Source organism: Actinoplanes sp. NPDC049316 (genome assembly GCF_040677315.1).
GTDB lineage: Bacteria > Actinomycetota > Actinomycetes > Mycobacteriales > Micromonosporaceae > Actinoplanes.
The window spans coordinates 164,042-177,743 of the sequence record NZ_JBFAQM010000004.1 but is presented as its reverse complement, the minus strand read 5'-3'; the positions used below and the strand labels follow the sequence as shown (position 1 = coordinate 177,743).

11 protein-coding genes and 1 pseudogene are annotated in these 13,702 nt (G+C 73.0%); 5 read left to right on the top strand and 7 right to left on the bottom strand.

All coding sequences use genetic code 11. The features are described from left to right. Positions 1-65: 65 nt before the first annotated feature. The gene (locus AB0K03_RS08220) at positions 66-1,403 is read left to right on the top strand and encodes a HAMP domain-containing sensor histidine kinase (protein WP_364682036.1); all 1,338 of its coding nucleotides are present in this window, start codon (positions 66-68) and stop codon (positions 1,401-1,403) included. Between the two features lie 8 nt (positions 1,404-1,411). Here the strand turns inward: AB0K03_RS08220 and AB0K03_RS08215 are convergent, their stop codons facing one another. The 4 genes and pseudogenes from AB0K03_RS08215 to AB0K03_RS08200 form a co-directional block, all read right to left on the bottom strand. Next, positions 1,412-2,386, bottom strand: a complete 975-nt coding sequence (locus AB0K03_RS08215; protein WP_364682034.1) for a glycosyl hydrolase — start codon at positions 2,384-2,386, stop codon at positions 1,412-1,414. Next, positions 2,383-3,642 carry a HAMP domain-containing sensor histidine kinase gene (locus AB0K03_RS08210; protein ID WP_364682032.1) on the bottom strand — a complete coding sequence of 420 codons (1,260 nt, stop codon included), beginning with the start codon at positions 3,640-3,642 and terminating at the stop codon, positions 2,383-2,385. Before AB0K03_RS08210 ends, AB0K03_RS08215 begins: the two co-directional genes overlap by 4 nt. Next, complete coding sequence (locus AB0K03_RS08205; protein ID WP_364682031.1) at positions 3,639-4,301, bottom strand: response regulator transcription factor; 663 nt, start codon at positions 4,299-4,301, stop codon at positions 3,639-3,641. Before AB0K03_RS08205 ends, AB0K03_RS08210 begins: the two co-directional genes overlap by 4 nt. A 188-nt stretch (positions 4,302-4,489) precedes the next feature. Then, a pseudogene (locus AB0K03_RS08200) lies at positions 4,490-4,726 on the bottom strand (MerR family transcriptional regulator); the annotation flags it as partial. Between the two features lie 124 nt (positions 4,727-4,850). Here AB0K03_RS08200 and AB0K03_RS08195 point away from each other — a divergent pair. After that, positions 4,851-7,319, top strand: coding sequence for a SpoIIE family protein phosphatase (locus AB0K03_RS08195; protein ID WP_364682029.1), 2,469 nt, complete (start codon positions 4,851-4,853; stop codon positions 7,317-7,319). Between the two features lie 85 nt (positions 7,320-7,404). Beyond that, positions 7,405-9,045, top strand: a complete 1,641-nt coding sequence (gene acpA / locus AB0K03_RS08190; RefSeq protein ID WP_364682027.1) for an acid phosphatase — start codon at positions 7,405-7,407, stop codon at positions 9,043-9,045. 330 nt (positions 9,046-9,375) lie between these two features. Here acpA and AB0K03_RS08185 read toward each other — a convergent pair whose 3' ends face one another. The 3 genes from AB0K03_RS08185 to AB0K03_RS08175 are packed head-to-tail and all read right to left on the bottom strand — an operon-like array spanning position 9,376 to position 11,896. Next, the gene (locus tag AB0K03_RS08185; protein ID WP_364682025.1) at positions 9,376-9,993 is read right to left on the bottom strand and encodes a PIN domain-containing protein; all 618 of its coding nucleotides are present in this window, start codon (positions 9,991-9,993) and stop codon (positions 9,376-9,378) included. Beyond that, on the bottom strand, positions 9,987-10,238 hold the full coding sequence (locus AB0K03_RS08180) for a FitA-like ribbon-helix-helix domain-containing protein (protein WP_364682023.1): 252 nt from the start codon (positions 10,236-10,238) through the stop codon (positions 9,987-9,989). Before AB0K03_RS08180 ends, AB0K03_RS08185 begins: the two co-directional genes overlap by 7 nt. A gap of 59 nt (positions 10,239-10,297) precedes the next feature. Beyond that, positions 10,298-11,896 (bottom strand): DHA2 family efflux MFS transporter permease subunit, encoded by a 1,599-nt coding sequence (locus AB0K03_RS08175; protein ID WP_364682021.1) that lies wholly within the window; start codon positions 11,894-11,896, stop codon positions 10,298-10,300. Positions 11,897-11,956: 60 nt separating this feature from the next. Between AB0K03_RS08175 and AB0K03_RS08170 the strand changes: the two genes are divergently transcribed. Continuing rightward, the gene (locus tag AB0K03_RS08170; protein ID WP_364682019.1) at positions 11,957-12,631 is read left to right on the top strand and encodes a MarR family transcriptional regulator; all 675 of its coding nucleotides are present in this window, start codon (positions 11,957-11,959) and stop codon (positions 12,629-12,631) included. A gap of 472 nt (positions 12,632-13,103) precedes the next feature. After that, positions 13,104-13,643, top strand: a complete 540-nt coding sequence (locus AB0K03_RS08165) for a hypothetical protein (protein ID WP_364682017.1) — start codon at positions 13,104-13,106, stop codon at positions 13,641-13,643. Positions 13,644-13,702 lie beyond the last annotated feature (59 nt).

Below are 13,702 nucleotides of genomic sequence, written 5' to 3'. Positions count from 1 at the left end.
ACACCCCCCTGTACGCACCGGAGCCGCCTCATGGTTGAACGCGCCTGGCCGGACCGCACGTACCCATGCCTGTGACGCGCCGCCTGCTGCTGACGTACCTGACGCTGACCCTGGTCGTCCTGGCCGGGCTGGCACTGCCCTTCGGGTACGTCTACCAGCGCGGCGAGCAGCAGCACGCGCTCGCCCAGCTGGAACACGACGCGGAGACCCTCGCGGCGTTCATCGACACCGCCACCCGGCTGCACCACCAGACCCAGATCGAGTCGCTGGTCCACGACTCCGCCCGGCGCTGGGACGCGCAGATCGACGTGGTCGACGCCGGCGGCCGTACGGTGATCAGCACCCGGACCGGCGCCTCGGCCACCGCGCGCCTCGACCCGGTGCTGACCGGCCACACCCCGGTGGTGACCGACATCAGCGGTGGCAGGCTGTCCGTGGCCGTACCCATCCATCCGGGCCGGCCCTCGCAGGGCGCCCTGCAGGTCAGCGTCCCCAGCGCCGCGCTGACCGCCCGGATCCACCAGTTCCGGATGGTGCTGATCGGCGTCGGCATACTGGTCCTGACCTGCGGCGGGCTCATCGCCCTCGCGCTCGCCCGGTGGATCGGCCGCCCGGTGCGCGACCTCGAACGGGCCACCCGCCGCCTCGCCGAGGGCTCCACCACCCCGGCCCCGACCGGCAGCGGACCGCCCGAGCTGCGCCGGCTGGCGACGACCTTCAACACCACGGCCGCGCGGCTGCAGGACCTGATCGCCGCGCAGCGGTCCTTCACCGGGCACGCCTCCCACCAGCTCAAGACCCCGCTGACCGCGCTGCGGCTGCGGCTGGAGAACCTCGAACCCGACATCGCCGCCGCGGGAGAGGCGAACCTGCAGGCGGCCGTACGGGAAACCGACCGGCTCACCACGCTGGTGGACACCCTGCTCGCGATGACCCGCAGCGAGCACTGCGCCGAGCCCACCGAGCCGGTGGCGATCGCCTCCACGGTCACGGCCCGCATCGCGGTCTGGCGACCCGTCGCCGAGAGCCGCGGCGTCACGCTCGCCGTCCGCGGGCCCGAGCACGCGACGGCGCACGCGATCCCGGGCGCGCTGGAGCAGATCCTCGACAACCTGATCTCGAACGCCCTCGACGTCGCACCGGCCGGCAGCACCGTCACCGTCGCCTGGCGGGCCGGCGACGCGACCGCGGAACTGCACGTCATCGACGCCGGCCCGGGCCTGACCGAGGAGCATCGCGTCCGCGCCCTCCAGCCCTTCTGGCGTGCCCCCGGCGCGCGCAAGGGCGGGACCGGCCTCGGTCTGGCGCTCGTGCACAAGCTCGCCGAGGCCAGCGGCGGCCGGGCCCGGCTGGACCCGGCCGAGCCCACCGGCATCGACGCGGTGGTCGCGCTTCCCGCCTGACGGCCGCCTCAGGGATTGAAGTACGGGTTCTTCGCCATCTTCCGGTACGCCGACAGCGCCGACGACGACGAGGTGATCTGCCAGTGGCGTTCCTTGTCGACGTCGAACCAGACCACCGCCTTGATCAGCGGGTACGTGGTCCGCAGCGTCGGGACGATGCCGGCGATCCAGGACGCCTTGCTGCCGCCCGCCTCGTCCGAGGCCGTCTCGGCGATGATGATGGGCTTGCCCTTCGCGGCCAGCCGGGCGTACAGGGTGGCGAAGACCGAGCGGAAGCTCTGCCACTCGAAGTCCGGGTCCGAGGTGCCCCAGTTGTAGCCGTCGATGCCGGTCCAGTCGACGTACTGGTCGCCGGGGTAGTAGTCCATCGCCGGCGGCGAGTCCTCGGCGTCCTCGTTGTTCGGGCACCAGGCCCAGACGACGTTGGTGGCTCCGCGCGCCACGAAGATGTCGTGGATGTGGCGCCAGGCGGCGATGTACTTCGCCGGGTCGTGGCCGCCCCATCCCTCGTCGCCGTTCATCTCCGCCGCGAAGTCGATGAAGAACTGCTTGCCGAGCGCCTTGGCGTCGTCGGCGCGTCTGCGCAGCATCGGGTCGTACGCGCCGGCGATGATGTCGGCGAAGTCGACGTCGTTCGGTTCCACGTTGACCAGCGGGATCCGGCCGTCGGCGAAGTCGGCGGCGCTGACCGGCGACTTGATCCAGTCGTCCTGCGCGAAGTCGTAGTAGGTGAGATGGACGGCCGGTTTCCGGCCGATCCGCTTGTCGGTCTGCGCGATGGTGCCGTTGCCGTAGTAGTGGCCCAGCAGCGCACCCTGGGCGGGCGCGAGCCGGGCGACGCCGCGGGCCGGCTCCGTCCTGGAGGCGAACGCATCGGTCTGGCTGATCGTCGCGGCGGCGGCCGCGACCAGGAGAACACCCACGGCGACGCCGCGGACGGCCCGGCGCGAGCGGGGCCGGGCCGGTTCGGGCTTGATCTTCATGGCGACAGGGTGGCAACCGGACCATGAGCGGACGATGAAGCGGGAAGGGCCAGCACGACGCGGGCGCCGGGCCCCTCCGCGTCGGCCACCTCGGCCCGTCCGCCGTGCAGCTCGGCGACCCACCGGACGATGGCGAGGCCGACGCCGATGCCACCGCGCCCGCCGCTGACCCGGTCGCCGAAGACCCGCTCCCGGTCCCGCTCGGGGATCCCCGGCCCGTGGTCGCGGACCGCGACCGTGCCCGCCGCCACGGACACCTCCACGGGAGCCGGGGCGCCGTGGCGCAGGGCGTTCCCGACCAGGTTGCGGACCGCCTGGGCGAGCAGGTCCGGGTCGCCGAGGACGACGGTCGGCTCGGTGCGCAGCGACACCCGCTCATCCGGGTACGGGAGCTCCGCCACGACCTGCTCGACCAGCAGGTCGAGCCGCAGCGGTGTCAGTTCCAGCGGGCGGGTCCCGGTGTCGATGCGGGCGCGGGTGAGCAGCCCGGCGACCAGCCGGTCCAGGTGGTCGACCAGGCGTACGGCGTCGCGCCCCGAGCCGCTCTCCAAGGCGAGGCGCAGGGTGGCCAGCGGTGTCCGCAGCTCGTGGGCCGCCTCCGCCAGGAACTGCTCCTGCCGGCCGAGCGTACGCATCGCGGGCCGCATGCTCTTGCCGGACAGCAGATGACCCGCGCCGGCCGAGGCCAGCACCAGCACCGCGCAGCCGGCGGCCAGCCACAGGACCAGCTCGGTGTGCCGGCGCTCCACCGGCGCCGGGTCCACCGCGACGAGCACGACCGCGCCGATCTCGTCGGTGTCCCACACCGGTGCGGTGGCCCAGCGCAGCTCGCGGCCGTCCGGTCCCGGGATCGTCGCGAGCACCGGCTCCTGCTCGCGGACGGTCGTCGCCCACAGGTCGTCCAGCCGGCCGGCCCTCGGCAGCGCGCCGTCCGCATCGGACCGCACCCAGCGGGCCTGTGCGGCGCCCGTACCCCTCTTCTGCAGGACGGCGGTCACGTCCGACATCGTCGCCAGCTCGTCCTCGGCGAGCGGTTCGAGGTGCAGGGCGCCCTCGTCCATCCAGACGGCCCGGGACAGCGCCTCGGCGCGGCCCCGAAGCTCCGAGTCGAGGTCCCGCGACCCCGACCGCGCGTCGATGGAGGCGGCGATGACGACCAGCGTGACCAGCGAGACCGCGCTCACGGTCGCGTACAGCAGCGTCAGCGCCCACCGCATCCGGCGCAGCCGCGCGACGGCCGGGCGCCCGGCGGTCATGCGGCGCGGAGGCGGTACCCGACGCCCCGCAGCGACTCGATCGGGTCCGGCGGCCCGAGCTTGCGGCGCAGATGCCGGATCACCACGTCGACCACGTTCGACGCCGGGTCGCTCATCTCGTCCCAGCAGCTTTCGAGCAGCTCGGTGCGGGTGACGGCCTCGCCGGCGCGGACCATCAACGCCTCGAGGACGGCGAACTCCTTGGCGGTGAACGCCAGCAGGACGCCACCCCGGCGTACCCGGTGGCTGGGCACGTCGAGGGTCAGGTCCGCCACGGTGAGCGTCGGCGGCCGCGGGTGCCGCTCACGCCGGCACAGCGCACGTACCCGCGCGACCAGCTCCGCCATGGCGAACGGCTTGACCAGATAGTCGTCCGCACCGTGCTCGAAGCCCGACACCCGGTCCTCGACGGCGCCCAGCGCGGTCAGCACCAGCACCGGCACCGTCCGCCCGGCGCCGCGCCACGTGCGGACCACCGCCAGCACGTCGCCGTCGGGCAGGCCGCGGTCGGCCACCACGCAGTCGTAGCTGTTGACCGAGACCTTGAGGTCGGCCTCCTCCCGCAGCCGTGCGCAGTCGACGGCGAACCCGCCGGCCCGCAGCCCGCCGGCGATGGCCGGGCCGAGCTCCGGGTCGTCCTCCACCACCAGCACCCGCATGGTCGGCGAGTGTAGATCCGCACGTCGCGCCGGAGCCCCACTCCTGCCTCTCGGTGCGGGCCCGGTGGGGAAGAAGGTGCAGATCGCCGGTCAGGGCACGGCCGCCGGCTCGCGCCGCCGTCCGATCAACGTGTTCCCGGGGCGTCCGGCCGGTTGCGGATCGTCCTCGGCGCGAGGAACAGGCGGGCTCAGGCGACGAGCAGACACAGCCCCAGCTCCGCCTCGTCGAGAGCCACGACATCGCGGTTGCGCTCGGCCCAGCGGCCCGACGAGAGGTCCGCGCGCAAGGCGCTCACCGCCCTCCGCTCGGCCTCCGCGCCCACCCGCGTCCACACTGAGACGGCGCGCCGGACGTGCACGTCCAGGTACGCCTCCGGCCGCCGCCAATAGGCCTCGAAGAAGCCGTCGGCGCAGTCCCACGGGACGGGCACGTCACGTGAGGGACAAGCCCTGCTCGCGCCGACCGGGTGTCACCCGAACGGCCGCACCGCCCACAATTGACCGTCCGGGCCCTTCCCCGGGCGGGGGCGGGCAGGAGAAGACTGGGACGTGGCCGTACGCGGACGGTTGGCCGGCGGGTGGTGGCGCTCGCCGGCCGTCGCCGTGCTCGTCGGCCTGGGGTACGCGCTGGGCGCCGGATGCGCGTGGATCCTGTTCCACGCCTCGGCCGTCGCCGTGTTCTACCCGCCGGCCGGCGTGACGCTCGGGGCTCTCCTGCTGACCTCGCGGCGGCGCTGGCCGTGGGTGCTCGGGGCCGCGGCGGTGGTCGAGCTGGCCGTCGACGTGTGGCAGGGGCAGCGGGTGCCGGTGGCGCTCGGCTTCGTCGCGGCCAACGTGATGGAGCCCCTGGTCGGCGCCGCCCTGCTGCGCCGGTGGCTGCCGGGTTCGATCTCGGTGACCCGGCGCTCGGACGCGCTGCTGTTCCTGGCCTGCTGCGTGGGTGCGGGACCGCTGGCCGGGGCGCTGCTCGGCGCGTCGACGATCACGATCGGGCTGGGCCGCGGGTTCTGGGGCTCGTTCGGGCCGTACTGGGCGGGTGATGCGCTCGCCGTGCTCACCCTGGGGCTGGCTGTCACCGCCGGCCGCCGGGTGAGCGGCCGGTCCGTGGCGCGGGCGGCGCTCGTGCTCGTGGCCATGGCCGCGGTCACGGTGGTGGGGTTCCTGCCGTACGAGGTGCCGCTGTCGTACCTGCCGGTGCCGTTGCTCATCGCGCTGGGGTTCCGGTCCCGGGTGGCGACGATCGCGGCTGCCGGCTTCGTCATGGCTTTCGTCGCGAACCTGATGACGGCCGCCGGCCGGGGTCCGTGGGCCGCGCTGTCCCAGCAGCCGCGGCTGGAGGCCGCGACGTTGCAGGTGTACCTGGCGCTCGCCGTGCTCGGCGCGTGGATGCTGGCCATCGCGGTGGTGGAACGCGACGACGCGCGGGCCACCTCGGCGCGGGAGACGGCCGCTCGCCGGCGCCTGGAGGCGCTGCAGGACGTCACGGCCGCGCTGGCCACCGCGGCCACCACGGAGCAGATCGCGGAAGTGCTGGCGGAGCGCGGGGTGGCGCCGCTCGCCGACGTGGGCACCGTCGCGCTGATCGATCGCCGCGGCGGGTCCGTCCGGTTGTGGCACACCGGGCAGCCGGGCCGGGCCCGTACGGTGCCGCTGGCCGACCCGAACCCGGAGTCGGCGATGGAGGTGGCCCGTACCGGCCGGGTGATCTCGCTGGGCACGGCCGCCGAGGTCGCGGCGTGGTATCCGCATCCCGGGCCCGCGACCGGGCTCGGCGCGCTGCTGGCGCTGCCGGTACGGCGCGGCGACCGCACGATCGGCGCTCTCACGTTCGGTTTCCGCGACCCCCGCACCCTGGGCGACGAGGTGGCCGCGATGGCGCAGACGCTCGCCGCACTGGCCGTGCAGTCGCTCGAACGCGCGCAGCTGTACGAGGCCGAGCACGAGGCCGCCCACGAGTTGCAGCGCGCGCTGCTGCCGCGGATAGCCACCGACCTGCCCGGCGCCCGGGTGGGCGTGTGCTACCGGCCGGCGGAGCGCGGTCACGACGTGGGCGGTGACTGGTACGACGCCTTCGAGCTGCCGGGCCACCGGGTCGGTTTCGCGGTCGGCGACGTCGTCGGCCACGATCTGCAGGCGGCGACGGCGATGGGCCGGCTGCAGCACGTCCTGCGCTCGGCCGCCCTGTCGGGATCGGAGCCGGCCGAGGTGCTCGAGGCGCTGGACGAGGCCTCGCCGGCGATCCCGGGCGCGGACTGCGCGACCGTCGGGTACGCCGAGTACAGCGCCGCCGACGGCACGCTCACGTACGCCTGCGCCGGTCACCCGCCGCCACTGCTCGTGATGGACGGCCGGGCCCGGTTCCTCATGGACGGCCGGTCCCAGCCGCTGCGCGTCCGTGGCCGCCCGCGCTCGCAGGCACGGGTCGGCTGCCCGCCCGGCGCGATGCTCGTCTGGTACTCCGACGGGCTGGTCGAGCGCCGTACCCGCACCATCGACCGCGGCCTGGAGGAGCTGACCCGCCTCGCCGCCCAGCTCACCGGCGACGAGCCGCAGGCCTGGTGCGACGCGCTGCTCAAGGGCATGACCGACGGCGAGACGGTGGCCGACGACGTGGTGGTCGCGTGCCTGCGGCTGGAGGGCGCCACGGTGCTCACCCGGGACTCGTCGGTGCTGCGCCGCAGTCTCAAGACCGCCGAAGAGCTGCAGGAGGTACGCGCGGACCTGCGCACCTGGGCTGCGCGCGAGGGCATGCCGCAGCGGCACGCCGACGCGCTCGTGACCGTCTGTGCCGAGGCGCTGAAGAACGGGCTGGAGCACGCGTACGAGGACCGTCCCGGAGGCGGCACGGTGGACCTGCGAGTGCTGCGTGTGGACTCGCGCCACGTCCGGGTCGAGGTCAGGGACCACGGAATCTGGCGCGGGGGACACGGCCTCGCGGTGATCAACCGTACGGCCGCGAGCGTCCGGCTCGACCTGTCCACGGACGGCACCTGCCTGACCGCCACGCTCCCGGGCTGAGCCGGAAGAATCCGTGCCGCACCCCTATGACCGGCGGTGGCAGCCGCGATACGTTGCGGTGAGCCGGATGAGGGCGGGAGTCGACATGAGACGTGTCAGCGCGGTGCTCGGTGTGATGGTTCTCGTTCTCGCGGCGGCCGTCGCGCCCGCCCAGGCCCACCATCGCCGCGGTGGCCCGCTCGGCCCGTTCACCAACCTCGTTGTCATCTACCAGGAGAACCACAGCTTCGACAATCTGTACGCCGGCTGGGGACGCGTCGGCGCGCAATGGGTCGACGGCCGCGGCGCACCCGGGTACGCCCGCCGCAGCGTCCAGGTGCGCCAGGACGGCACGCCCTACCGGTGCCTCTACCAGAACGATCCGGCCCTGGCGACGCCGCCGCTCGACGCCGCCTGTGGCACGGACACGGCGAGCAACGGGTTCTCGTACCCGAGTCATTTCGTGAACAAGCCGTTCTCGATCAACGACTACCTCACCCCGGAGAGCCGGACCTGTCCGGGTGGCACTCCCGGCGGCTGCACGCGCGACCTGGTGCACCGGTTCTACCAGGAGCAGTACCAGCTGCACGGCGGCCGGATGGACCGCTACAGCACGGGCAGCGACGCCGCCGGTCTCACCCAGGGTTACTACGACACCCGTCAGCTGCCCATCTACCAGTACCTGCACGCCGCCGGCGCGCCGAACTACGTGGTCGCGGACCGGTTCTTCCAGGCCGCGTTCGGCGGATCGTTCCTCAACCATCAGTACCTCGTGGCCGCGCAGGCACCGCCGTGGCCGAACGCGCCGGCCGCCGCGCACTCGGTGGTCGACGCCGAGGGCTTCCCCAACCCCAACCCGCCGGCCGCGGGCACCGGCGTCCGGCCGTACCCGTTGCATTCCAGCGACCCGGCGCTGAACGACGGTCCGCTCACCCAGGCCTGCCCGGGCCGGGCAGGCTTCGCCTGCGGCGACTACGCGGTCAACACCGTCCAGCCGGCCAGCCCGCCCAGCGCCGGCGGCGCGAGCACGCTGCCGTTGGTGAACAACGTCGACCCGGCCGCGCCGGACTACCGCCGGACGATCGGCGACGAGCTGTCCGAGCGCAACGTCAGCTGGGCCTGGTACGCGGGCGGCTGGAACGACGCGGCGGCCGGGCATCCCGGCCCGCTGTTCCAGTACCACCACCAGCCCTTCAACTACTTCGCCCGGTACGCGCCCGGCTACGTGGACCCGCGCACCGGCGAGCACCCCCGCGACCACCTGCAGGACGAGACGGCGTTCTTCGCCGCCGCCCGGCAGGGCACGCTGCCGGCGGTCAGCTTCGTCAAGCCGTACGGCGCCGAGAACGAGCACCCCGGCTACGCCAGCACCGACAACGGCGAGCGGCACCTGGTCGACCTGATCACCGCGGTCATGAACAGCCCGCAGGCCGCCCGTACGCTGATCGTGGTCACCTACGACGAGTTCGGCGGCCAATGGGACCACGTCGTCCCGCCCGGCCAGGGCCGGCACGCCACCCCGGGACCCTCGGACGAGTACGGCCCCGGCACCCGCATCCCCGCCCTGCTCATCTCCCGGTCACTGCGCGCCTCCGGCGTCGACCACACGCCGTACGACACGACGTCCATCCTGCGCACGATCGAGCGGCAGTACGGCCTGGCCCCCCTCGACACCCGCTTCGGCCGCGACGCCCGAGTCAACGACCTGAGCCGCGCGCTTCGCGTCGGAGGCGTCCGGCACGGTTGACGGCCCGCGTCGCGCGGGTGGGCGGTCGCGGCGTCGGCGGCCCCGCCGACCCCGGTGATCGGCCCCTCCTGATCGTCACGCCGGCGACCGGCAGTTCGTCGCGGGTGTCCGCCGTCCCCTCCCGTCCCTCGGTGAGCGTCGCTCCCACCGCCCCGGAATCGAAGACGCCGTCGCCGTCACCATCCCCGTCGGCGACGCCGGACCACGAAGCAGAGTCGCCCGAGACCGTAGACCGGCGATGGGTACGCCCGGTCGAGGGTGATGACGAGGACGACGGCCACCACGACGACGGTGCGGAGGTGGAGGACGATCGACCGGCGCCGCCCGCGGTCAGGACCGGGCGCGGCCCCGCACCGTCGGCGTACGCACCCGGATCCTCGCCGCCGCGCGGGCCGGCGTCGCCGATCTCTGAGCCAGGAAGCGTCCGATCTTTGAGCCAGGAAGCGTCCGGCACGGCTGAGGGGGAGTCTTCGCCACCAGGTCCGCCGTGCCCCACAAGCGTCGGAACTTCATGGTGCCTGAGCCGGTGCCTCCTGCCACGGATCGATGAGGCTGATTCCCGTGTTGATGAAATCCTTGGTGTTCCGTGTGGCGAGCGTGGCAGCCTGGGAGCGGCAGATGGCGGCGATCTGGGCGTCGAACCCCGCTGATCGGGTTGCCGTCCCTCTCTCGGCCGGCGACCACATCGGCGTAGGCGGTGGCTGCGGCGAGGTCGAATGGCAGAACCTGGCGCGGGAACGCTGCGAAGATCTCGTCGGCGGCCTGGTGCAGCGTGTGCCGGCGACGCCCTTCCGGCAGCCGGGCGATGCCGTAGCGGATCTCGGCAACCGTAACGGCTGTGGTGTACAGCCCGGTGCTCGACGTCTGCCGCAGCCACGCGAGCACGACCGGATCCGGCACGGCACGTATGAGCTGGGAAACGACGTGGGTGTCGAGAACGATCACCACTCGCTGAAGTCCGCCGCGCGGGGAGGTGCCGTCCGGGCCGGCAAGTCCAGCTCCCCGCCGCCGAGCTGCGTGAACCGCTCGGTGAGGGCGGTGAAGAGGTCGTTGCGCGGGCGTTCCTCCTCCGTGGCGGCCGCTGTCAGGATGAGGCGGATCTCGGCCTCCATGGATCGGCCGTTGCGGGCTGCGCGGAGCCGTAGCTTCTCTCTCACCGAGTCGTCGAGATCTCTGATGCTGAGCGCTGCCATCGGATCACCTCCTGCCCACTGAATTATGATGGCAATGCCAGCGTCCCGAGCCTCGAAGGTCACAAGCCGGCGCTGCTCTCCTGGCGGCGGGCCGGCGTCAGCCGGGTCGAGGCGACCAGCCCGAGCAGCAGGAAGCCGGCGGCGGTGAGTGCGGTCCATCTCGTCGCCGTCGAGAACGCCTGCCGGGCGTCGTCCGCCAGCGGTGCCGTGGCGGGGTTCGCCGCGAGGCCGGGGATCGCCGCGCCCGCGCTCTTCTTCACCGCGGTGACGACGGCCGACTTCTGCGGCTCCGGGACGTCGCGGTCGGTGAGGGCGGCGCCGAGGTGGCCGGCGAGCGTGCCGAACAGCACCGAGCCGAGCACCGCGATGCCCAGGGCGGAGCCCAGCTGCCGGGTGGTGCTCTGGGTACCGGACGCCTGACCGCTCATCGCCACCGGCACGTCGGCCAGCACGACGCCGGTGATCTGCGCGGTGGCGAGCCCGACGCCCACGCCGTACACGAAGAGCATCGGGGTGAACGCCCACCAGGGCGTGTCCGGCGCCGCGACGATGCCGATGCCGGCGACGCCGAGGAGTTCCAGCAGGATGCCGAGGCGGACCGCGAAGGCCGCGCCGCGCGCCGCCGTGAGCGGCGCGGCGAGGCCGCTGGCGAGGAAGCTGCCCGCTGCCAGCGGCACCAGCGCCAGGCCGGTTTCGAACGCGGAGTAGCCGCGCACGTTCTGCAGCCAGAGCGGCAGCGAGAACAGCAGACCGAATTCGCCCAGGCTGACGACGCCGGCGACCAGGTTGCCGTTGCGGAACGACGGGATGGCGAACAGCGTCAGGTCGAGCAGGACAGGCTTGCCCGCCGCGTTGCGGCGGCGCTCCACGATCACGAAGGCGACGGCGCCGATGACGGCGACAGCGAAAGCCACGGGTACGGGTGAGAGCCGCATCGTCCACGACACACCGGCGATGTCGACCGGCCCCGTACGCTCGAACCAGCCGTAGTTGCGGCCCTCGATGAGGCCGAAGACGACGCCGGTGAGCGTGACGGCCGAGATCACCGCGCCGGCCCAGTCGTTGCCGCGACGGCCCTGCGGCTCGCGCGACTCGGCGACCAGCAGCGCGGTGCCGGCGAACACCAGCGCGCCGAGCGGCACGTTGATGCCGAACGCCCACCGCCACGACAGGTCGGTGGTGAGCCAGCCGCCCAGCAGGGGACCGAGCGCGGCGGCGCCGCCGATCGTGGAGCCCCACACGGCGAAGGCGATGCCCCGGTCCCGGCCGGTGAAGGAGGCGTTGAGCAGCGACAGCGAGGTCGGCAGAATCATCGCGCCGCCCACGCCCTGCACCAGGCGCCCGGCGATGAGCAGCGGCGGCGTCGGGGCCAGCGCGCACCAGACGCTGGCAAGGGTGAACACCACGATCCCGGCGAGGAACAGCCGGCGGCGCCCCGTGCGGTCCGCCGTCCGGCCGGCGACCAGCAGCAGCGCCGCGAAGACCAGCGTGTACGACTCCTGGATCCACTGAGCGTCACTGGAGGTGGCGCCGATGTCCTTGATGATCGAGGGCACCGCGACGTTCACGATGGTCGCATCCACGATGATCATCGCAACGCCGAGGCTGATCATCACCAGGCCCAGCCACCGGCGTGCGCCCGTTCTCTCGGAGGTCATGAAGTCAGGTATACAAGTAGTTAGAAAAACTGGCTACCTACACTCTTGGGGATCGCGGGAATGGCCGGACGCGGGCGAGGACAGTCGTACAGCGAGGTGTCGCACGCCATCCGCGAGATGCTGCGCGCCCACAGCGAGGCAAGCCAGAGCCTGGCCCGCCGCCTCGGCCTCGGCATCACCGACGCCACGGCGCTCGACCACCTGCTCAGCAGTGAGAACGGCCTCGGCCCGGGCGAACTCAGCCGCCGCCTGGGCATCCGCTCCGCCTCGGCAACCACCCTCGTCGACCGCCTCGAATCCACCGGCCACGCCCGCCGCGTCCCCCACCCCACAGACCGCCGCCGCCAAACGGTGATCGCCACGGACCAGGCGTACGACGAGGTGCTCGACGCCCTCGCCCCCTTGTTCCACCGCGTCGAGCAAGCAGCATCCCGCCTCACGCCCGACCAGGCCGCCGCCACGGCCACCTTCCTCCGGGAGACCGCAGAGGCAATGCGCGACTACGCCGCCGGCCCGACGCGTGACGCCGCTGGCTCGACGCGTGACGCCGCCGGCGGCCCGGTGCGTGATCCCGGTCGGGGGGCGACGGAGGCCCGCGGCGCCGGGCCGGTGCGTGACGCCGTCGGGGAGGCGACGCGCGGCACCGCCGACGAGCTGGCGCCCGATCCCGCCGCGGAGGCGATGCGCGAGTCCGCGGCCGAGCCGGCGCGGGACCACAGCGCCGAGGGCCGTTGACGCCCGTGGTCGTGTGGGTCGACCGGAAGTCAATGCGTTTGCATTGTGGCGGGCCTCGACGAAAATGATGCATCGGTCTCGACAATGCGTGGCCGTTCTCCATGTTGTAGCCGACCCGTTCGCATGCGACGTCGCACCGACTCCCCACGTCGGCAATTCTGATACGCGGGTCCTCGGCTGTCTGGCCAACCACAGCGTGTTCTCTTCCAAGACGAACGCGTTCCGACAATTTCGTCCTGACTCTTTGACGCGGTGTCGTCCTGCTGGAACTCCTTGCGCGTGGACAGGGGCCCGCATCCGTGAGTCGCTTTACGCAATCCTGTGAGGAACCGTGGCGGACGTCGGCTCCCGCCGCCGCCCCGGGCGACACCGACTCGGCCGCGGTGACGTTCGGGTTTGCCGGCGGCTTGACCGCGGTGGCGTTCGGGCTCGCTGGCGGCCTGACCGCGGGGGCGTCCCAGGTCGCCGACCTGTGGTTGAACTCGTGTCCTGTCCGGTGATCGCGCTCGCCCGCTGCCCGGTCGGCCTGGCTGCGCACACCTGCTGGCTGATCGGCGTGATCGCGTGCGGCGGCTGGCCGGCCGGCCCCCTTGCGCGTGTCCGCTGGCTGGCCGGTGTCGCTGCGCGTGTCCGCTGGCCGGTCGGCCTCCTTGCGCGCGTCCGCTGGCCGGCCCGCATCGCTGAGCGTGTCCGTCGCCCGGTCGGCCTTCCCGCGCGCGCCCGCCAGCCGGTCCGCGTCGCGATCGCCGTGGAGGCGACGCAACTTCTCCGCGTGCCTTCGCGCCAATCCCCACCGTCGGCGGCGTGCGTGCTCCCGGCGGAACTCCTCCCGCGCTGGAGAATAGTTCCGCGCTGCGGTCCGGTCACGCATCGTGGCCATTTCCGCCGTCGAGAAGAACTGAAGCTGCCGCACCCGAAAATTGTCCCGCGACCCGCCCCGGTCGAGAAACTGAACGATCACCCGGAAAAAGCGGCGATCGTCACAGTCAATTCGCCGGTAGAATCAAGGTGAACGGTCAGCCGTTGATTCAAGATGCGAAAGTGCCGATGCCGCCGCCTCGGCTCGAAGGT

Coding starts and splice junctions, on each gene's coding strand:
- AB0K03_RS08220 (WP_364682036.1), top strand. CDS start 66: ATGCCTGTGACGCGCCGCCTGCTGCTGACGTACCTGACGCTGACCCTG.
- AB0K03_RS08215 (WP_364682034.1), bottom strand. CDS start 2,386: ATGAAGATCAAGCCCGAACCGGCCCGGCCCCGCTCGCGCCGGGCCGTC.
- AB0K03_RS08210 (WP_364682032.1), bottom strand. CDS start 3,642: ATGACCGCCGGGCGCCCGGCCGTCGCGCGGCTGCGCCGGATGCGGTGG.
- AB0K03_RS08205 (WP_364682031.1), bottom strand. CDS start 4,301: ATGCGGGTGCTGGTGGTGGAGGACGACCCGGAGCTCGGCCCGGCCATC.
- acpA (WP_364682027.1), top strand. CDS start 7,405: ATGAGACGTGTCAGCGCGGTGCTCGGTGTGATGGTTCTCGTTCTCGCG.
- AB0K03_RS08180 (WP_364682023.1), bottom strand. CDS start 10,238: ATGGCAGCGCTCAGCATCAGAGATCTCGACGACTCGGTGAGAGAGAAG.
- AB0K03_RS08175 (WP_364682021.1), bottom strand. CDS start 11,896: ATGACCTCCGAGAGAACGGGCGCACGCCGGTGGCTGGGCCTGGTGATG.
- AB0K03_RS08170 (WP_364682019.1), top strand. CDS start 11,957: ATGGCCGGACGCGGGCGAGGACAGTCGTACAGCGAGGTGTCGCACGCC.